Source organism: Nonomuraea fuscirosea (genome assembly GCF_035917475.1).
GTDB classification, from domain to species: Bacteria; Actinomycetota; Actinomycetes; order Streptosporangiales; family Streptosporangiaceae; genus Nonomuraea; species Nonomuraea fuscirosea.
Map to the genome: position 1 here is coordinate 5687256 of NZ_CP109074.1, position 19068 is coordinate 5706323.

A 19068-nucleotide genomic window follows, 5' to 3' on the forward strand; every position below is an offset into this window, starting at 1 on the left:
GCCGCCCGGGTCAGCCCGTGGCTTCCCAGACGGCTTCGAAGGTCTCGCAGGGGATCTCGGTCAGTTCCCAGATCTCCAGCGGCTGGTCGGTGAGGAAGCCGGCCTCGTCCTGGAGGTGCCGCCACCAGTAGCGGCGGGCGGTCCGGTCGGCGCCGACCTCGACCTGGCGCACCGCCCACTGCTCGCCGTCGCCCTCGACACTCTCGAACAGCCAGGCGCGCCCGTCCTCGTCGCCCATGTGCCAGTAGCGGCGCGGGTTGTCGGACTCGGCGAGCTGCCGCACGAGCGGCTGGCGAAGATCTGGAACCACGGGGCCCACTCTAGAACGTCGGGAGCGGGGCTCAGCGCTGGTAGGCACCGGCGTCGGGTGCGGCGGGCAGGGCCTTGCCCTTGACGTCCTTGCCGAACGCCTTGCCGCCGTACCACCTCGGGGTGAGGAGCAGGCCGCGGCCGAGCGCCGGGGAGCCGGGGCGCAGGCGCAGGTCTGTGCGGGAGACGAACTTCGGGTCGGCCATGACCGACTTCGGCCCGAGCTTGAACCGGGCGGAGCGGCCCTTGTAGACGCCGCCGTCCTCGTCGGCGCCTGAGCCGTCCTCCCAGCCGGCCTCCCCGCCGACCGCGATCACGTTGTTGCGCAGCTTGAGTATCGACGGCGAGCAGCCGTCGTGGCAGGACCAGCCGATGGTGTCCCTGGCGGGCAGGTAGACCGAGTTGTGCACGGCGACCGTGCCCTTGACCGGGCCGACGATGTGGCGGGGGCCGCGGGTGATGAGGAAGGAGCCGCGGCTGCGGGAGGAGGTGACGACGTTGAAGGCGAAGACGTTGCCGGTGGCGGTCTTGCCCTTCTGGGCGCCGAGTTCGGTGAAGGTCTCGTTGTTCCTCGCGACGTTGTGGGTGACGCGGTTGCGGTCGCCGTTGTAGATCTCTACGGCGGCCCCGTCGGTGCCGTAGTCCTTGCTCTTGGCGAAGCTGCCGGTGATGGTGTTGCCGGTCACCACGTTGTCGTCGCCGTTGAGCAGCACGCCGAAGGCGCCGGAGTCGTTGTCGCCGCCCTCGTCGTTGACGCTCATCCGGTTGTTGTCGGTCAGGACGCTGTCGCGGATGGTGTTGCGCGATCCGGACGCCGGGACGTAGACGCCGGTGATGTTGTGGTCGGCCTGCACGCCGATCAGCTCGTTGGAGTCGCCGCCGATGGCGAAGCCGGCCCAGCGGCAGCGGGAGGCGCGCAGGCCGCTGATCCGCCAGTGGTCACCCTTCACGCTGACGCAGTCGGCCTCGTCGCCGGTGATGGTGGCCAGGGCGCCCTTGCCGTACGACTTGACGGTGATGGGCTCGGCCGCGGTGCCGCTGGCCTCCAGCGTGAGCGGCCCGGTGAACTTGCCGCCGCGCTTGAACAGGACGGTGTCGCCGGGCTTGAGCTCGGCCGCGTTGACCTTCTCCAGCGACTTCCAGGCGGCCGCGGCGCTGGTGCCGGCCGCGCCGTCGCTCCCCGCCCGCGAGTCGACGTAGTACGTGGTGCCCGCCTGTGCTGCGAGGGCCGCGGACGGTACGGCAGGCAGGAGCGAGGCCATCACGGCTACGGACAGCAACCTCATAACAGGCACACCACTATCTAGTTGGGGGACACGGAGGATCAGCAGGGGCCACCGTAGCGTGATGGGTGTGGCAGGCGCCACAGACGTTACGAAGGTGTTCACTTGGCATGACGCCGCCGTTAGAGACGGTGGGAGCCCCTGTGGACGCGGGTGCGGGAGGGCGGTCTCGCCGGTACACGGTGTGCATGATGCACACACTCTCCGTGAACATGACGAGCGCGCAGGGGAAAGCCGTGGAAGAACTTGCGCAAGAACGTCGTCACCGAGCGCTCATCTGACCTGCTCAGCCTCCCCGCCGGCCCCCGAGGGCAGATCTGCAACTTTCCGCAACTTACACTTGACCGCTCGCGGGTGATCGCGACATCGTTGACCAGAAAATCCCCCGGCATCCGGGTCATCCCAGAAGAAGGACAATCATGCTCGGCACTGACGACTGGTGGCGTGACGCCGTCGTGTACCAGGTCTACCCCCGCAGCTTCGCCGACTCCGACGGCGACGGCATGGGAGATCTGGCCGGCGTGCGCGAGCGCCTGGGATACCTGTCGGAGCTGGGCGTGGACGCCGTCTGGCTGAGCCCCTTCTACACCTCCCCCATGGCCGACGGCGGCTACGACGTGGCCGACTACCGCGACGTGGACCCCATGTTCGGCACGCTCGCCGACTTCGACGGGCTGGTCGCCGACGCCCACGGCCGGGGCATCAGGGTCATCGTGGACCTGGTGCCCAACCACTCCTCCGACCAGCACCCCTGGTTCAAGCAGGGGCTGCGCGAGCGGTACATGTTCCGCGACCGGCCCAACGACTGGGAGTCGATCTTCGGCGGCCCGGCGTGGACGCAGGTCGAGGACGGCTCGTGGTACCTGCACCTGTTCGCTCCCGAGCAGCCGGACCTCAACTGGGACAACCCGGACGTGCGAGCCGAGTTCCGCGACATCCTGCGCTTCTGGCTCGACCGGGGCGTGGACGGCTTCCGCATCGACGTGGCGCACGGCATGATCAAGGCCGAAGGGCTGCCCGACGTGGGACAGAAGGACGGGCCGCAGGCCGAGATGCTGGGCGACGAGCAGGTGCCCTACTTCGACCAGGACGGCGTGCACGACATCTACCGCGAGTGGCGGCCGATCCTCGACTCCTACCCCGGCGGGCGGATGGCGGTGGCCGAGGCGTGGGTGTCCTCACCCGAGCGGCTGGCCCGTTACGTGGGGCCCGACGAGCTGCACCAGGCGTTCAACTTCGAGTTCATGATGGCGGACTTCCACGCGAAGTCGTTCCGTACCGTGATCGAGAAGTCGCTGAAGGAGGCCGATCTGGTCGGCGCGCCCACCACGTGGGTGCTGTCCAACCACGACAAGCCGCGGCACGTCACCCGCCACGGCGGGCTCGCCCGCGCCCGGGCGGCGACGCTGCTCATGCTGGCCCTGCCCGGCTCGGCCTACCTCTACAACGGCGAGGAGCTGGGCCTGCCGGAGGTGCTCGACCTGCCGGACGAGCTGCGCCAGGACCCGGCGTTCCTGCGGCGCGGCGAGAGCCGCGACGGCTGCCGCGTGCCGATCCCGTGGACCTCCTCGGGCGACCTGGGCTGGCGCGAGCCGTGGCTGCCGATCCCGGCGGAGTGGGCGGCGCTGTCGGCCGAGGCGCAGGAGGACGACCCCGCCTCGACGCTGAACCTCTACCGGGCCGCGCTGAAGCTGCGCAAGGCGCATCCCGCGCTCGGCGGCGGCACGCTGACGTGGCTGGACTCCCCCAAGGACGTGCTGGTCATCGAGCGCGATCCGGGGCTGGTCGTGGCCCTCAACACGGGCGAGACGCCGGTACGGCTCGACGTGCGGGGCGAGGTGCTGCTGTCCAGCGGCCCGCTCGCCGCCGACGGGATGCTCCCGCCGGACACGACGGTCTGGCTCCAGCGCTGACGGTTACGTTCCGAAGCCGACGTCTCACTCCAGCGCGGACGGTTGGTGCAATCTTTCCCTTTTCACGTGAAATGCCCGACATAGCGGAGTAATCACTCTCGGTAGCCTCGGGGGATGGCACCCTGGTGGGCCAGGTCCCTGCGCGCACGCGTCACCCTCATCGCGACGGCCGTAGCCGCCCTCGTGCTCATTCCCGTGGGCATCGTCGGCGTCGTCGCGGCCCGGTCCATGGTCACCGCCAGCGTGTTCGGCCAGACCAGGGACGCCGCCGAGCGGGTCGCGTTCGAGATGCGCGGCGGCAGCCTGCCCACGGGCGCCGCCATCCCCGTGCCCATCCCGTCCGTCGACCTGATCCAGGTGGTCGGGCCTGAAGGGCGCCTGATGGCCAGCAGCGACGCGGCCAGGAACCTGCCGCCGCTCAGCGACGTGCGCCCCACCGCCGAGAACCGGATCGTCAACACCACCACCTGCCTGCCGACGGAGTGCGTGCACCTGACGGCGGTGCGGGTGAGCCCCTTCGACGACTCCCCCGTCGTCTACGCCGGCCGCAGCACTCCCGAGGTGCTGTCGACCCGGATCCTCGAGGTCGTCGTGCTCGGGGAGGTCGCCCTGCTCATCGCGCTGGCCGGATGGGCGACGTGGCTGGTCACCGGCAGGGCGTTGCGGCCGGTGGCGGCCATGCGGACCGAGCTGGACGCCGTGCACGCCGGAGACCTCAGCCACCGCGTGATCGAGCCGCCGGGCGACGACGAGGTGGCCCAGCTCGCCCGCTCCATCAACGGGACGCTGGCCCGCCTGGAGCACTCGGCCGAGCAGCAGCGCCAGTTCGCCTCCGACGCCTCGCACGAGCTGCGCACCCCGATCGCCGGGCTGCGCGCCCAGCTGGAGAGCGCCCAGCTCTATCCGGACGACACCGACATCGAGGCGCTGGTGGACAGCGCGCTGCGCGACACCGACCGGCTGGAGGTCATCATCAGCGACCTGCTGCTGCTGGCCAGGATCGGCTCCCGGGTGGACGTGGTCAAGGAGCCCGTCGACCTGGCCGACCTGGTACGCCATGAGCTGGCCGTGCGCAGCGACAAGCTGCCCGTCCAGACGGACCTGACCGAGGGAGTCATGGTCGAGGGTGTACGCCTCCAGCTCGCCAGGGTCCTGACGAACCTGCTGGACAACGCCCAGCGGCACGCCGAGCACACCGTACGGGTGGAGGTGGGCCGCGAGCCGGGCCCGGGGGCGGGCACCGCCGTGCTGGCGGTCGAGAACGACGGCGTGGAGATCTCTGTAGGCGACCGCGAGCGCATCTTCGAACGGTTCACCCGCCTGGACGCCGCCCGCGACCGCGACTCGGGCGGCACGGGACTGGGCCTGGCCATCGCCAGGGACGTGGCGCTGGCCCATCGCGGCCAGATCTGTGTGGAGGACTGCGCGGGCGGCGCGAGATTCGTGCTGCGGCTGCCGGCCGTGGGCCGGCAGCCGCGTTAGATGGGCCCGGTACGGCTAGGCCGGCGACATCTCCTTCTCGGGCTCCCCGCGCGGACCTTCGGAGGCGGGCGTGTCACCGGGGTCGTCCAGCAGTGTGGCCTCGTCGAACGGCGCCTGCCCGGCCAGCACCCGTCCGGCGCGCTCCCGGTCGAACTCCCCGGTCCAGGTGCCGACGAGTACGGTGGCCACGGCGTTGCCGGCGAAGTTCGTCAGCGCCCTGGCCTCGGACATGAACCGGTCGATGCCCACGATGAGGCCCACGCCGTCCACCAGCTCGGGCCGGTGCGCCTGCAGGCCGCCGGCCAGCGTGGCCAGGCCCGCGCCGGTGACGCCGGCCGCGCCCTTGGAGGCGATCATCATGAAAAGCAGCAGCGCCACCTGCTCCCCGAACTCCAGCGGCGAGCCGGTCGCCGAGGCGATGAACAGCGTGGCCATGGTCAGGTAGATCGCGGTGCCGTCGAGGTTGAAGGAGTAGCCGGTCGGCACCGTGATGCCGGCCACGGTCTTGCTCACGCCCAGGTGCTCCATCTTGGCGATGAGCCGGGGCAGGGCGGTCTCCGACGACGAGGTGGACAGGATCAGCAGGAACTCGCGGCCCAGGTAGCTCAGCAGCGACCACAGGTTGATCCGCGCGACGGCCCAGAGGAGCGCGCCCAGCACCACGCCGACGAACAGCACGCAGGTGACGTAGAAGGCGATCATGATGATGGCCAGGCTCTTGAGCGCCTCGATGCCGGTGGCGCCCACGACGGCCGCGATCGCCCCGAACGCGCCCACCGGCGCGGCCCACATGATCATGGCGAGGACTCGGAACACGAGCCGCTGGAAGTGCTCGATCCCGCGCAGGATCGGCGCGCCCTTGGGTCCCATGGCCTGCAGCGCGAACCCGGTCAGCAGCGCGACCAGCAGCGCCTGCAGCACGGAGCCGTCGGTCAGCGCCGACACGACCGTCTTGGGGATGACGCCGAGCAGGAAGTCGACCGTGCTCGCCTCCGCGCCCTTGGCCGCCTCGGCCTCGGCCGCCTGCCTGGCGGTGTCGGTGATGTGCAGGCCGGAGCCGGGATCGATGACGTTGCCCACGGCCAGGCCGATGACCAGCGCTACCGTGGACATGACGATGAAGTAGCCGAGGGCGAGGCCGCCGACCTTGCCGACCTGGGCGGCCTGGCGCACCGAGCCGATGCCGAGCACGATGGTGCAGAAGATGATCGGGCCGATCACCATCTGGATCAGGGCCACGAATCCGGTGCCGAGGGGTTTGAGCTCCTTGCCCACGTCCGGCCAGACGAAGCCGACCAGGATCCCGAGCAGGACCGCCACGATGACGGCCAGATAGAGATAACGAGTGCGATCGCGCATAGGGGGGCTGCTCCGGCGTTTTGGAGGGACCTTCTTGATGTGCGAATATGCGCCTCACCAGTGATGCAGGTCACCATTGCGTAAGTTTCGTTCACGGGAGAGTGCTCAGATGCGGCGCTGGAGCCTGGCCGGGCAGATGCTGGTCCTGCAGCTGCTCGTGGTCGCCGTCACCGTGGCGGGCGGCGCGGTGCTCGCGCTGGTGCAGGCCAGGGAGGTGCTGACCGAGGACGCGGGCCGCACGGCGAGCGCCGTGGCGCTGAGTGTGGCGGTCTCGCCGGACGTGCTGGCCGCCCTGGACGAGCCGGACCCGAGCCTGCGGCTGCAGCCGTACGCCGAACGGGTGCGCCTGGCGACGGGCGTCGACTTCATCACCATCATGCGGCCGGACGGCACCCGCTACACCCACCCCAACCCGGCCGAGATCGGCAAGCGGTTCCTCGGGCACACCGGACGGGCGCTGGCGGGCGAGACGTTCACCGAGACCTACACCGGCACGCTCGGCGCCTCCAGGAGGGCGGTGACGCCGGTCGTGTCGGGCGGCCGGGTGCGGGCCCTGGTCAGCGCCGGCATCACGATCGACAGGATCAGCGCAAGGCTGCGCGACCAGCTCGCCTGGGGCGCGCTCGTCATCGCGCTCGCGCTGTCGCTGGGCGCGGCCGGCACCTGGCTGGTCACCGCGCGGCTGCGCCGCCAGACGCACGGGCTCGGCCCGGTCGAACTGGGCCGCATCCACGAGCACCACGACGCCGTCCTGCACGCCGTCAGGGAGGGCCTGCTGCTGGTCGGCAAAGACGGCACGCTGACGCTGTGCAACGACGCGGCCAGGCAGCTGCTCGGACTGCCCGCCGACGCCGAGGGCCGGCACGTGGGCGAGATGGGGCTGGGCGAGCTGCTCACCGGCGCGGAGGAGCGGGTCCACCTGGTCGGTGACCGGGTGCTGGCCGTCAACAGCGCGGCCAGCCGGCTCGGGACGGTCGTCACCGTACGCGACCACACGGAGCTGCAGGCGCTGACCGGCCAGCTCGACGCCGAGCGCGGCTTCGCCGACTCGCTGCGCTCGGCCGCGCACGAGGCGGCCAACCGGCTGCACACGGTGATCACGCTGGTGGAGCTGGGCCGTACGGAGCAGGCGGTGGCGCTGGGCACGGCGGAGCTGCGGGCGGCGCAGGAGCTGACCGACCGGGTGGTGGGCTCGGTCCGCGAGCCGGTGCTGGCGGCACTGCTGCTGGGCAAGAGCGCCGAGGCCGCCGAGCGCGGCGCCGAGCTGGTGATCAGCCAGGACAGCGAGCTGGACGACCCGGGCCTGGACCCGCGCGAGCTGGTGACGATCGTGGGCAACCTGATCGACAACGCGCTCGACGCGGCGGGCCGGGTCGAGGTGCGGCTGCGGGGCGGGGAGGAGGAGGTCGTGATCAGGGTGGCCGACGACGGGCCAGGACCGGCCGACCTGGCCGCGTTCGAGAAGGGCTGGACCACCAAGGGCGACGGGCACGGGCTCGGCCTGGCGCTGGTCGGGCAGGCGGTGCGGCGGCTGGGCGGCTCCATCGAGATGGCCGGCTCCACGTTCACGGTGAGGTTGCCGGTGCCATGACGATCTCCGTGCTGGTGGTCGAGGACGAGGAGATCACCGCCGAGGCGAACCGCATCTACGTGGAGCGGGTGCCCGGGTTCGAGGTGGCCGGCGTGGTCAGGTCCGGCGGGGAGGCGCTGCGCTTCCTGCGCGGGCGGCCGGTGGACCTCATCCTGCTCGACCTCTACCTGCCCGACATGCACGGGCTGGAGGTGTGCCGGGCGGTGCGCGCGGGCGGCCTCATGTGCGACGTCATCGCGGTCACCTCCGCGCGCGATCTGGCCATGGTGCGCTCGGCGGTGTCGCTGGGGATCTCCCAGTACCTGCTCAAGCCGTTCACGTACGCGACACTCGCCGAGAAGCTGACCCGTTACGCCCGGTTCAAGCAGGAGGCGGGCGGCGGCGCCACCGCGGTCGGGCAGGGCGACGTGGACCGTGTGCTCGGCACGCTGCGCGGCTCGTCCGAGCTGCCCAAGGGCATGGCCCGCGACACCCTCGACGGCGTGGCCGCCCGGTTGCGCGAGCACCCCGGCGGGGCCGGCGCGCAGGCCGTGGCCGACGCGGTCGGAGTGTCCAGGGTGACGGCGCGGCGCTACCTGGAATACCTGGTGGAGCTGGGGGTGGCGGTCCGCATCCCGCAGTACGGCGGAGTGGGCCGGCCAGAGTTGCTCTACCGGATCCCCATGGAAAGTTAATGAGGGTGACGCTGGGCGTTCAATCCGGCCTTCTAGCTTCTGGGTGCAATCCGATGCACTGAGGAGACACCTTGCGAGTCCTGGCCGTAGTTCCCGCCCGCGGAGGTTCGGCGGGCGTACCCCTGAAGAACCTCGCCCTGGTCGGGGGCGTTCCGCTGGTCACCCGGGCGGTGCGGGCGTGCCGGCGCGCCGAGCTGATCGACGAGGTCGTGGTCAGCACCGATCATGACGGGATCGCCGAGACCGCCCGCGAGGCGGGCGCGCAGGTCGTGGAGCGCCCCGCCGAGCTGAGCGGCGCCACCGCCTCCAGCGAGTCCGCGCTGCTGCACGCGCTCGACGCCCTCGGCGAGGACCCGGAGGTCGTCGTGCTCGTGCAGTGCACCAGCGCGTTCATCGACCCGGCCGACCTGTCGGCGGCGGTGCGCAAGGTGCTCGACGGCGAGGCCGACTCGGTCGTGTCCGGGCTGCCCACGCACGAGTTCCTCTGGACGGCCGGCGGCGCGGGCGTCAACCACGACCCGGCCGTCAGGCCGCGCAGGCAGGACCGCGAGCCGGAGTTCCGCGAGAACGGCGCCTTCTACGTCATGCGCACCGCCGGCCTGCGCGAGCACGGGCACCGCTTCTTCGGCGCGGTCGCCGTGCAGCCCGTGCCCGCCCGGCACGCCATCGAGATCGACGATCCGGAGGACCTGGAGCTCGTCCGCGCGCTGGCCCCCTTCGTGGACGCGCCTGAGCCGATCGACGTGGACGCCGTCATCACCGACTTCGACGGCGTGCACACCGACGACCGCGCCTACGTCGACTCGGAGGGCCGCGAGATGGTGCTGGTCAGCCGGTCCGACGGGATGGGCGTGTCGCTGCTGCGGCGCTCCGGGGTGAAGGTGCTGGTCATGTCCACCGAGCAGAACCCGGTGGTGGCCGCCCGCGCCCGCAAGCTCGGCGTACCCGTGCTGCAGGGGCTGGCCGACAAGCGCACCGTGCTGCGCGACTGGCTGACCATCGAAGGGCTCGACCCGGCCCGCGTGGCCTACGTCGGCAACGACGTCAACGACCTGGGCCCGATGGGCGAGGTCGGCTGGCCCGTCGCCACCCCCGACGCCCACCCGCGGGTGCGGGCCGCGGCCAGGGTGGTGCTGACCAGGCCGGGCGGCGACGGCGCGGTGCGCGAGCTGTGCGACCGCGTGGTGGCCGCCCGCCCCGAGCCCCCGGCCGCCGCGGCGCGGACCCGGCCGCGCCTCGGGCCCGTGGCGATCGGCGACGTACGGGTCGGCGACGGCGAGCCCGTCTACGTCATCGGCGAGATCGGCATCAACCACAACGGCGACGTCGAGCTGGCCAGGCGGCTGATCGACGTGGCGGCCGAGGCCGGCTGCCAGGCGGTCAAGTTCCAGAAGCGCACTCCCGCGATCTGCGTGCCCGAGGAGCAGAAGGGGCAGATCAGGCAGACGCCGTGGGGTGAGATGACATACCTGGAGTACAAGGAGCGCACCGAGTTCGGGCGGGAGGAGTACGCCCAGATCGCCGAGCACTGCCGTGAGCGCGGGCTGCACTGGTTCGCCTCGCCGTGGGACGTGCCGTCGGTCGCGTTCCTGGAGGACATGGACGTCCTGGTGCACAAGGTGGCCTCGGCCAGCGTGTCCGACCACGAACTGCTGCGCGCCCTGGCCGCCACCGGCAAGCCGCTCATCCTGTCGACCGGCATGTCCACGCTCCCGGAGATCGACGCGGCGGTGGAGATCCTGGGCACCGACCGGCTGATCATGATGCACGCGACGTCCACGTACCCGCTGCCGCCCGAGGAGGCGAACCTGCGCACGATCACCACGCTCAAGGAGCGCTACGGCGTGCCCGTCGGCTACTCGGGGCACGAGCGCGGGCTGCAGATCTCCCTGGCGGCCGTCACGCTCGGCGCCGTCTGCGTGGAGCGGCACATCACCCTCGACCGCACCATGTGGGGCTCCGACCATGCCGCCTCGCTGGAGCCGTCGGGTCTTGAGCACCTCGTCCGCGACATCCGCATCATCGAGCAGGCCATGGGCGACGGCGTCAAGCGCGTCTTCCCCGGCGAGCAGGCCCCCAAGGCCCGCCTGCGCCGGGTGACCGTCTGATTCCGCCGCCCTCCAGGAGAAACCCCCCTTGATCACACTCTCGGTCGTCGTGCCCGTGCGGGACGGCGAGCGCTTCATCGCCGACGCGCTCACTTCGCTGTCCCGCAACGCGCGCCCCGGCTTCGAGTTCATCGTCGTGAACGACGGGTCCGCGGACGCCACGGGCGACATCATCGACGACTTCGCCGGTGACCTGCCCGGGCTGACCGTGCTGCGCAACCCCGCCCCGGTGGGGCTCGCGGACGCGCGGAACGCGGGCCTGTCGGCCGCGACCGGCCGGTACGTCACGTTCATGGACGGCGACGACTGGCTCGCCCCCGGCTACCTGGAACGGCTCGTGGCGGCCATCGACGGGCTCGGCTGCGACTTCGTCCGCACCGACCACGTGCAGGTCGAGGGCCGTAAACGGGTCGTGCACCGCGCCCCGCAGGCGCAGCGGGGCGCGGTGCTCGACCCGCGCGCCGCCATCCTGCCCGCCGGGATGCGGACCATGGTGGACTACCCGTACGCGTGGGCGGGCGTCTACCGGCGCTCCCTGGGTGACCTGCTGCACTTCCCCGGCTCCCTGCACACCGCGGAGGACCGGCCGTGGATCTGGCGGCTGCACAGGGAGGCCGCCACGTTCGCGGTGGTGTCGCTGGCCGGGGTGTTCTACCGGCGCCTGGTGTCCGGGTCGCTGACGCAGGTGGGCGACGAGCGCCAGCTGCACTTCTTCGACGCGTTCGAACTGGTCTTCAAGGACCTGGAGCCGGAGTTCCTGCCCAAGGCGGCGCGCAACTTCTGCGCCCTGCTCGCCCACCATCTGGAGCTCGCCGACCGCTTCACACCCGCCCTGCGCGCCCGCTTCGAGGAGCGCGGCGCGCAGATGGTGCGGGCGTTGCCGCCGGAGCTGGTGGCGGAGTCGGTGGCGCGGATGTCCGCCGAGCGCGAGGCCGCGCTGCGCGCCCTGGTGCCCGATCTGCCCCCCAGCCCGCACATCCGGGTCCGCCGCGACCGGGAGGAGACGTCATGAAGGTCTTCTACGCCTCGACGCTGTTCGGGGTGATGTCGCTGGCGGCCGCCATCGACGACGGCCGGTTCGGCTCAGGCCGCCGGGTCCTCATCGTGTCGAACAACGCGGCCGTCCCCGAGGTGGCCACACCGGCCGACCAGGCGCCCGGCTTCGCCGCGCTGCGCTCGCGCTTCGACGAGGTGCGCTCGTGGAACGAGCTCATCGCGCCGCTGCACCCGTCGGACTGGCGGGCGCGGGTGATCGAGGTGCCGATGACGGAGCGGCTCATCCGCTCCCACTGGGGGCTGGACGGCGTCGAGGAGCTGGTGCTGGAGTCGATCGCGGTGCCGCCGGCGCGGACGATCGCGGGGCTGGTGCGCGACTGCCCGATCTCGGTCTACTCCGACGGGCTGATGAGCTACGGGCCGACCCGCGACCCGCTGCCGGCCGAGATCTTCCGGCGGATCGACCGGCTGATCCATCTGGACCTGGTGCCGGGGCTCGAACCGTTGCTGCTCAGCGAGTACGGCGTCGCCCCCGAGGTCCTGCCCGGGGAGCGGTTCCTGGCGGTCGTCCGCGAAGTGTCGGAACTTTCGGATGTGTCCGGAGTGTCCGGGGTGTCCGGGGTGTCCGGGGTGTCCGGGGTGTCCGGGACGGCCATGATCCTCGGTCAGTACCTGTCGGCGCTGGACATCGTCACCCCCGAGGAGGAGGCCGGCCTGCACGAGAGCATGCTCAAGGCCCTGGTCGCGCGCGGCCACACCGACGTCCTCTTCAAGCCGCACCCGGCCGCCGGCCGCCGCCACGCCCAGCTGCTGCGAGCCGCCGCCGGTTCGCTGGGCGTGCGGCTGACGGTGGCCGGGGAGAGCGTGCCGGCCGAGGTGTGCTTCGCGGCGCTGCGGCCCGAGCTGGTCGTGGGCTGCTTCTCCACGGGGCTGGTGACGGCCTGGCGCTACTTCGGGCTGCCGGTGGCCTCGTACGGGACCGGGACGGTGCTGCGGCGGCTGACCCCGTACGAGAACAGCAACCGGATCCCGGCCACCATCGTGGACGCCCTGCTGCCCAGGCTGTCGGCCGAGGGCCACATCGAGCGGCCGCCCGAGCTGGACCTGCCCGCGCTGCTGCGCGCGGTGGGCTACTGCATGCAGGCCGACGCCTACCCCGAGCTGCGGCCCGACGGCATCGCGTTCGACCCGCGCTACTTCAAGCGCAGGCGCCTGGAGGCGCTGGGTCTCGCCGAGGTGGCCAGGCCCGGCGCGTTCACCAGGATCCGCAGGAAGCTCAGGTCGGCGCTCTGATCTCTGATGTAGAGGTCAGGTCAGCGCTTTGAGGTAGCGGCGCATGCGGCGTTTGGCCCGGTAGCCCGCCCGCAGCATCTTCGGGGGCACCTCCACGCGGAGCCGGGCCCTGCGCCGGGCCGCCGCGTGCTCGGGGCCGTCGAGCAGCGACCTGGCGGGCACGCGCGGCCCGGCGACCAGCCCGGTCAGCAGCCCCGTCCAGGAGTCGCGCTCGGCCGGATGGAAGTAGTTGGCCGCGCACCAGGCGGCCGAGGCCGCGCGGAAGTCGCCCTTGGCCAGCTCCTCCATCGTGCCCAGCAGGTCGCTGCCCTCGAACACCAGGTTGATCATCTCGGCGCTCACGCCGAAGTCGCGCAGCACCAGGGACGGCACGCCCATGGCGATGGCCTCCAGCGCCGCCGTCGAGCTCACCGTGACGAACCCGGCCGCCCGTTCCAGCTGCTCCCGCATGGACCCGGCGGCGAACGTCAGCCGGCCCGGCTCGCCCATCTCCCGCCACAGCCGCTGGTAGTGGTGGCGTTCGTTGTGCGTCTGCCGCTCGCCCTCCAGCGCGCGCAGCTTGACCACCACGTCCAGGTCGGGCCGGCGTTCGGCCAGCTCGGCCAGCGACAGCAGGATGCGCTCGCGCCGCTCCCGCTCGCGCGGCACCTTGGCCTGGGTGGCGAACACCACCCGGTTCCCGCTGCCCGCGCCCGCCTCGGGGCGCAGGAACGGCAGCCGGGCCAGCCCCACCGCACCTCCTCCGCCGAGCCGGCCGGCAATTGCCGCGAACTCGGCCACCTCCCGCTCGCTGTGCACCACGAACAGGTCGCAGCCGCTGCGGAACAGCCACGCCTTCTCGGTGGCGGGCACCGAGATCCCGGGCAGCCCGCTGACGAACACCGGGCGCGGGCGCAGCCCGTCGAGCACCTCGGCCACCAGCACGTCCACCACGGGGCCCGTACAGGCCACGAGGATCACGTCGGGCCGGGTGCGCTCGGCCAGCCGCCGCACGGAGCGCGCGGACAGCACCGGCGGCGGCCCCTCGGCCCGCGTGCCCACGGCCGCGGCGATCTGCTCGGGCGAGGGCGCGATCGGCGTGCGCACCACGACCAGCTCCGTCACGCAGCCCTCGGGCAGGTCACCGAGCAGGCAGGCGGCCCATTTCAGATACGAGTCGGAGTCGGCGACCGCCAGCACTCTCAACCGGACACTCCTGTCAAATGCGAGCGCAGGGCGGGTTCCGCCCTGCTGGTCCACCAGTCATCGGGTACGTCCACGGGCTCGACGGCGACGCCGCGCGAGCTGAGCAGCACCCGCAGCGAGGTGATCGCGGTCGAGGGCAGGCTGAGCACGCGCTGGCCGGCGTCCAGGCCGCGCAGCGTCAGCTCGGCCGGCGCGCCGGCGTCGTGGACGGTGATGCCGGGACGGTCCCGGATCAGCGCGACGTCCACGGGGTCCTCGCGGCGGTGCGGGTAGTAGGCCAGGGGCTCGCGGGTGGCCAGGTCGGTCAGCCAGCGCAGGTAGTGGTCGCGGTGCACGAGGCCGTTGCGGACCAGCGAGGTGCCGAGCACGACCGTGCGCTCGGCCGGGCCCTCGGCGCTCGGCGGCTGGGCGCGCAGCCAGGCGAAGTCGTGCCGTACGAGATCGACGCCGGCGCGGCGGACGGCCGCTTCGAGCCGGTCGGCCACGGGCAGCGCGGTGAACACGGCCACCTCGCTCAGCCGCAACCGCACCGCGGCGGCCAGCCCGAGCAGGGCGCGTGCCCTGGTGGACCGGGCGCGGGCGCGCAGCAGCGGCCGGTACGGGCCCGCCGCCAGCAGCTCCAGCAGCCGCAGCGTGGCCAGCCCGTCGTCCACGATGACGACGCGGCCGGTCCTGGAGGTGAGCCAGCGCAGCTGCACCCGGCCGGAGAAGGCGTCCCCGACCGCCCGCACGCGTCCCGGCATGCGCTCGCGCGGCTCGGCCAGTTCGAGGCCGCCGGGCAGTTCCAGCATGCTGAGCTCACGCCGCGTGGCCTGGAGCGGCCGCAGGCCCGCGCGGGGCACGACGGCCGTCGCGGGGCCGAGCAGCCCGGCGTGGTGGGCCTCGACGGCGCACAGCATCTGGAGCGGGGACTCCACCCAGGCCGACGCCTGTTCGACCACTCCTTGCCCTCCCAGCGGGGTGATGGGCCGTTCACGACCGCTTCAAGGTAGCCCGGCCGGCTTAAGCCGGCCGGAACGCGGCATGAACAATGGGGAGTATGAACTCGCTCTTGCTCAACACGGACGGCGTGCAGATCCCGCAGCTGGGGTACGGCGTCTTCCAGGTGCCGGCCGACGAGGCCGAGCAGGCGGTCGCCACCGCGCTCCAGGCCGGCTACCGCCACATCGACACGGCCGCCGCGTACGGCAACGAGGAGGGGGTGGGCCGGGCCGTCCGCGCGAGCGGGCTGCCGCGCGAGAAGGTGTTCGTCACCACCAAGCTGTGGAACGGCGACCACGGCCGTGCCGAGGCCGCCTTCGACGAGAGCCTGACCCGGCTGGGGCTGGACCACATCGACCTCTACCTCATCCACTGGCCGGTGCCGCGGCAGGACAAGTACGTCGAGGCATGGAAGGCCATGGAGCGGATCTACCGCGACGGGCGCGCCAAGGCCATCGGCGTGTCGAACTTCACCGTCGGCGCGCTCACCCGGCTCATGGAGGAGACCGACATCACGCCGGCCATCAACCAGATCGAGCTGCACCCGTACCTGCAGCAGCGCGAGCTACGCGCTTTTCACGAGGCCAACGGCATGATCACCGAGGCGTGGAGCCCGCTGGGGCAGGGCAAGGGTCTGCTGACCGACCCGGCGCTGACGGTGCTGTCGGAGAAGTGCGGCAGGACGCCGGCGCAGATCGTGCTGCGCTGGCAGTTGCAGCTCGGGAACGTGGTCATCCCGAAGTCGGTGACGCCGGCGCGGATCAAGGAGAACATCGACGTGTTCGACTTCATTCTCGACACGGAGACGATGGCGGCCATCGGGGCGATGAACAGGGGGCAGCGGATCGGTCCTGACCCGGACACGTTCAACGTGACGTGATTGGCGCTTCACCGCTTTTGTGACAGGAGAGACATTGGGGCTGTCCCGATTTATCCCCACATAACCATCTTTTTACCTTTCCTGTACGATCTGCGGCGTGCGAGAATTCACCTGGGGAATAGCGGCGACCGGCGGCATCGCGCGTACCGTGGGGGCGGCCATCGCCGCCGAACCGGGCATGCGGGTCGGCGCCGTCGGTTCACGGAACCTGGCCAGAGCGCAGGCCCTGGCCGCCACGCTGGGGGCGGAGTCGGCCTACGGCTCCTACGAGCGGCTGTGCGCCGATCCGGCGATCGACGCCGTCTACGTGGCCACGCCGCACGCCCAGCACCTCCAGGTGGCCGAGGCCGCCATCGCGGCCGGCAAGGCCGTGCTCTGCGAGAAGCCGCTGGCGGCGAGCGTGGACGACGCCGAGAAGATGGTGCGACTGGCGCGCGAGGCGGGCGTGTTCCTGATGGAAGCGATGTGGATGCGGTTCAACCCCCTCATCCAGTCGATCGCGGCCGATCCGCGCTTCGGCGACCTCCGCTCGGTGCAGGCCACGTTCGGCTTCGCCGCCCCGTACGATCCCGCCCATCGGCTCTGGGCGCCCGATCTGGGCGGCGGCGCCCTGCTCGACCTGGGGATCTACCCGTTCAGCCTGGCTCAGCTGCTCCTCGGCACGCCCTCGGGCCTGCACGTCACCGGCTCCCTGGCCCCGACCGGGGTGGACGCGGAGGTGGCCGGGACGTTGCTCTACCCCGGCGGACGGCACGCTCTCGTGGCGGCCTCCTTGCTGGGGAATTACCCGAACATGGCCAGCGTTGTGGGTACCCGGATGCGGGCGGACATCCCGGCGCCGTTCTGGGCGCCGGAGCGGATCCTCCTCACCGGGCCCTCCATGGAGCCGGAAGAGCACGTGCTCGATCCGGCGGACAACGGTTACGCCGGGGAGCTTCGCGAAGTCCGCGCCGCCACGGCCGATGGCAGGACCGAATCCTCGATCATGCCGCTTGATGAATCCCTTGCCATGATGGGACTTCTGGCCGACGCGCGTAGACAACTCACCTGACTGCGCTTTTATGGATTTGTAATCCTCTTGCCTCATGTATTACCTTATGAGGCACCTTGAGGCATACGCCCGGTTTGTCCGGCTATGTCTGACCATCGCACGAAAGATCACAGGATCGTCCTGTGACCGCTGAATCCGTCTTCGTACGGAACCGGGGACCCACGTCCTTGGGGTGAATCGGCACCTCGGTGCCGTAGGGCAGCTTCCACGCCCGAACCCGTCAGCTAACCCGGTAAGCGGCATGGAAGCAAGGAGTAACCCCCTCGATGGCCAAGTACCGTCTTACCGCTGCACCCAAAACCGGCATCACCCGCGCCCTCCTGGGCGCCACCATCCTGGCCTCCGCACTCGGCGCCCCCATCGCGGCCAACGCCGACACCGCCACCGGAGTAGCCGCGGCCACCGCCGCCAGGCACCCGGACACCGCCGTCGCCGCCCACGAGGCCGGCGGCAAGAGCGAGGAGACCAAGGTCAACGTCACGGCCGACCAGGTCCTGTCCCTGGCCAAGGCCCAGATCGGCACCTCCGAGGACTCCTCGGGCGGCGGCACCAAGTACCAGCAGTGGTACGCCAGCTCCCAGCGCGCCGCCGAAACCGTCGCCCGCGACGGCGGCAACCGCAACGCGTACCTGAACGCCGCCTGGTGCTCGATGTTCGTCTCCTGGGTCGGCGAGCAGACCGGCGCCCGCCCGCAGGTCGGCTGGGACGCCTACACCGTCGCCCACGCCAAGTGGTTCAAGGCCAACCACCGCTTCGGCAGCGAAGCCAAGCCCGGCGCCGTGGTCTTCTTCTCCTGGAAGGGCGGCAAGTCCCTCAGCGACATCCAGCACGTCGGCTTCGTCGTGAAGGACAACCAGAACGGCACCATCTCCACGATCGAAGGCAACACCGGCAACGGCAAGGTCGAGGAGCGCATCCGTCCGAAGTCGCAGGTCGTCGGCTACGGCTACCCGGAATACGCCGCCTGACAAACCCCGCCGACACGAGCGCGCGCCCCACTGTGGGGCGCGCGCTCGCGCCTTTCCGGGGTACGGGGCCCGCGCGGGGGCTTCGGGGGAAACTACAAGGCCTTCCACAAGGGGGCGCTTCGCGCCACGAGGTTCCAGGCGGCATCCCCCAAGGGGGGCTGCCGCCCCCTTTCGATCCCCCAACCCCCCGCTCGCTCCGCTCGCCGTGGAACCCGGCCGACCCCGGTTACCCGACGACTCCGAAAGCCGTCGGCGGAAGATGAAGCAAACGATCAGCCCACAGAGGTGAGGCAGCAGCCGCCTGGACATGGGGATCTGTCGAAAAGTAGATCAAGATCCGAGACGAGCGGTCCCGTGGGCGGGGCGATCCGACAAACGACCAGTGGCGAGCGACTGGAGCCGTAACCGCCGGGCAGCAAGCCGGGCCGTTCGCTACAACACGGCCGTGCCGGTCGTCAACATCAACAAATGGCCATGACCAGCGCATGGGCAGCTAAGCCTGTCCGCCGCCCGGCACGATTCGCAGCCCATCACGATCCGCCCTGCACGATCCGGCCCGCCGGCGTTCCGTAGTACCAATGCCGCTCAGCCGGAGCGGGAGGGAGCGTACCGGCAGCCAGATCGACCAGCGCCTCTGCCAGCTCAACCAGCGGAGCCGCGTCGATGTGCTCCGCACCGCGCAGGAAGCCGGGAGCGCTCTCCTCCAGTTCGGGCCAGGTCGCGACTTCGGCTCGGTGCACGCCGCCACGGGCCTCGATCCGGCGAGCCGCCTCCACGACGCAGTTCAGGAGTACCTGTCGCCGGTCCTCGCCGAAGCCGTCCAGCAGGACCGCGCAACTGCTGCCGGCCAACGCATGGGTGCGGAGATCCTGCTCCAGCTCCGGCCACCACGAGGGCCGGGGATCCGCCGGCGCCTCCGCACAGACCCGCGCCGCTTCGACGAAGAGAACCCCGAGCGCCACGTCATAAGCCCAGAACATCGCGTCCCCGAACAT

Annotated in this window: 16 protein-coding genes and 1 riboswitch; of the genes, 10 read left to right on the forward strand and 6 right to left on the reverse strand. The window is 71.4% G+C overall.

Annotation, left to right across the window (positions count from 1 at the left end; all coding sequences use genetic code 11):
- Positions 1-10: 10 nt before the first annotated feature.
- Together OIE67_RS26005 and OIE67_RS26010 are read right to left on the reverse strand one after the other, a co-directional pair.
- Positions 11-310: a hypothetical protein gene (locus OIE67_RS26005; protein WP_326644687.1), complete on the reverse strand. Its 300-nt coding sequence runs from the start codon at positions 308-310 to the stop codon at positions 11-13.
- Between the two features lie 31 nt (positions 311-341).
- Positions 342-1595 (reverse strand): right-handed parallel beta-helix repeat-containing protein, encoded by a 1254-nt coding sequence (locus tag OIE67_RS26010; RefSeq protein WP_326644689.1) that lies wholly within the window; start codon positions 1593-1595, stop codon positions 342-344.
- A gap of 416 nt (positions 1596-2011) precedes the next feature.
- Here OIE67_RS26010 and OIE67_RS26015 point away from each other — a divergent pair, with 416 nt between their 5' ends.
- Both OIE67_RS26015 and OIE67_RS26020 read left to right on the forward strand, forming a co-directional pair.
- Positions 2012-3505 carry a glycoside hydrolase family 13 protein gene (locus OIE67_RS26015; protein ID WP_326644691.1) on the forward strand — a complete coding sequence of 498 codons (1494 nt, stop codon included), beginning with the start codon at positions 2012-2014 and terminating at the stop codon, positions 3503-3505.
- 114 nt (positions 3506-3619) lie between these two features.
- Complete coding sequence (locus OIE67_RS26020; RefSeq protein WP_326644693.1) at positions 3620-4987, forward strand: sensor histidine kinase; 1368 nt, start codon at positions 3620-3622, stop codon at positions 4985-4987.
- A 15-nt stretch (positions 4988-5002) separates the two neighbouring features.
- Here the strand turns inward: OIE67_RS26020 and OIE67_RS26025 are convergent, their stop codons facing one another.
- Complete coding sequence (locus OIE67_RS26025) at positions 5003-6346, reverse strand: cation:dicarboxylate symporter family transporter (RefSeq protein ID WP_326644695.1); 1344 nt, start codon at positions 6344-6346, stop codon at positions 5003-5005.
- 109 nt (positions 6347-6455) lie between these two features.
- Between OIE67_RS26025 and OIE67_RS26030 the strand changes: the two genes are divergently transcribed.
- The 5 genes from OIE67_RS26030 (at position 6456) to OIE67_RS26050 (ending at position 13008) form a co-directional block, all read left to right on the forward strand.
- On the forward strand, positions 6456-7937 hold the full coding sequence (locus OIE67_RS26030; RefSeq protein ID WP_326644697.1) for a sensor histidine kinase: 1482 nt from the start codon (positions 6456-6458) through the stop codon (positions 7935-7937).
- The gene (locus OIE67_RS26035; protein ID WP_326644699.1) at positions 7934-8611 is read left to right on the forward strand and encodes a response regulator; all 678 of its coding nucleotides are present in this window, start codon (positions 7934-7936) and stop codon (positions 8609-8611) included. Before OIE67_RS26030 ends, OIE67_RS26035 begins: the two co-directional genes overlap by 4 nt.
- 71 nt (positions 8612-8682) lie before the next feature.
- Entirely contained in the window at positions 8683-10719 is a 2037-nt protein-coding gene (locus OIE67_RS26040; RefSeq protein ID WP_326644701.1) for an N-acetylneuraminate synthase family protein, read from the forward strand.
- Positions 10720-10747: 28 nt separating this feature from the next.
- Complete coding sequence (locus OIE67_RS26045; RefSeq protein WP_326644703.1) at positions 10748-11731, forward strand: glycosyltransferase family 2 protein; 984 nt, start codon at positions 10748-10750, stop codon at positions 11729-11731.
- Positions 11728-13008: a polysialyltransferase family glycosyltransferase gene (locus tag OIE67_RS26050; RefSeq protein ID WP_326644705.1), complete on the forward strand. Its 1281-nt coding sequence runs from the start codon at positions 11728-11730 to the stop codon at positions 13006-13008. The genes OIE67_RS26045 and OIE67_RS26050 overlap by 4 nt, the downstream gene beginning before the upstream one ends.
- Positions 13009-13023: 15 nt before the next feature.
- Here OIE67_RS26050 and OIE67_RS26055 read toward each other — a convergent pair whose 3' ends face one another.
- Positions 13024-14187, reverse strand: a complete 1164-nt coding sequence (locus tag OIE67_RS26055; RefSeq protein ID WP_326645471.1) for a DUF6716 putative glycosyltransferase — start codon at positions 14185-14187, stop codon at positions 13024-13026.
- Between the two features lie 2 nt (positions 14188-14189).
- Positions 14190-15134, reverse strand: a complete 945-nt coding sequence (locus OIE67_RS26060) for a hypothetical protein (protein WP_326644707.1) — start codon at positions 15132-15134, stop codon at positions 14190-14192.
- Positions 15135-15232: 98 nt separating this feature from the next.
- Here OIE67_RS26060 and OIE67_RS26065 point away from each other — a divergent pair, with 98 nt between their 5' ends.
- From OIE67_RS26065 to OIE67_RS26075, 3 genes are all read left to right on the forward strand, one after another.
- Complete coding sequence (locus OIE67_RS26065) at positions 15233-16054, forward strand: aldo/keto reductase (RefSeq protein ID WP_326644709.1); 822 nt, start codon at positions 15233-15235, stop codon at positions 16052-16054.
- Positions 16055-16151: 97 nt separating this feature from the next.
- Complete coding sequence (locus OIE67_RS26070) at positions 16152-17105, forward strand: Gfo/Idh/MocA family protein (protein WP_326644711.1); 954 nt, start codon at positions 16152-16154, stop codon at positions 17103-17105.
- Positions 17106-17222: 117 nt separating this feature from the next.
- A riboswitch (cyclic di-AMP (ydaO/yuaA leader) is annotated at positions 17223-17359 on the forward strand.
- Between the two features lie 12 nt (positions 17360-17371).
- Positions 17372-18073 carry a CHAP domain-containing protein gene (locus OIE67_RS26075; protein WP_326644712.1) on the forward strand — a complete coding sequence of 234 codons (702 nt, stop codon included), beginning with the start codon at positions 17372-17374 and terminating at the stop codon, positions 18071-18073.
- A 530-nt stretch (positions 18074-18603) separates the two neighbouring features.
- Here OIE67_RS26075 and OIE67_RS26080 read toward each other — a convergent pair.
- Entirely contained in the window at positions 18604-19068 is a 465-nt protein-coding gene (locus OIE67_RS26080; protein WP_326644714.1) for a hypothetical protein, read from the reverse strand.

What these genes read in the sequence shown, in the direction of transcription:
- OIE67_RS26065 (WP_326644709.1), top strand. Translation starts at nt 15,233, where the DNA reads ATGAACTCGCTCTTGCTCAACACGGACGGCGTGCAGATCCCGCAGCTG.
- OIE67_RS26015 (WP_326644691.1), top strand. Translation starts at nt 2,012, where the DNA reads ATGCTCGGCACTGACGACTGGTGGCGTGACGCCGTCGTGTACCAGGTC.
- OIE67_RS26030 (WP_326644697.1), top strand. Translation starts at nt 6,456, where the DNA reads ATGCGGCGCTGGAGCCTGGCCGGGCAGATGCTGGTCCTGCAGCTGCTC.
- OIE67_RS26035 (WP_326644699.1), top strand. Translation starts at nt 7,934, where the DNA reads ATGACGATCTCCGTGCTGGTGGTCGAGGACGAGGAGATCACCGCCGAG.
- OIE67_RS26025 (WP_326644695.1), bottom strand. Translation starts at nt 6,346, where the DNA reads ATGCGCGATCGCACTCGTTATCTCTATCTGGCCGTCATCGTGGCGGTC.
- OIE67_RS26050 (WP_326644705.1), top strand. Translation starts at nt 11,728, where the DNA reads ATGAAGGTCTTCTACGCCTCGACGCTGTTCGGGGTGATGTCGCTGGCG.
- OIE67_RS26075 (WP_326644712.1), top strand. Translation starts at nt 17,372, where the DNA reads ATGGCCAAGTACCGTCTTACCGCTGCACCCAAAACCGGCATCACCCGC.
- OIE67_RS26010 (WP_326644689.1), bottom strand. Translation starts at nt 1,595, where the DNA reads ATGAGGTTGCTGTCCGTAGCCGTGATGGCCTCGCTCCTGCCTGCCGTA.
- OIE67_RS26080 (WP_326644714.1), bottom strand. Translation starts at nt 19,068, where the DNA reads ATGTTCGGGGACGCGATGTTCTGGGCTTATGACGTGGCGCTCGGGGTT.
- OIE67_RS26020 (WP_326644693.1), top strand. Translation starts at nt 3,620, where the DNA reads ATGGCACCCTGGTGGGCCAGGTCCCTGCGCGCACGCGTCACCCTCATC.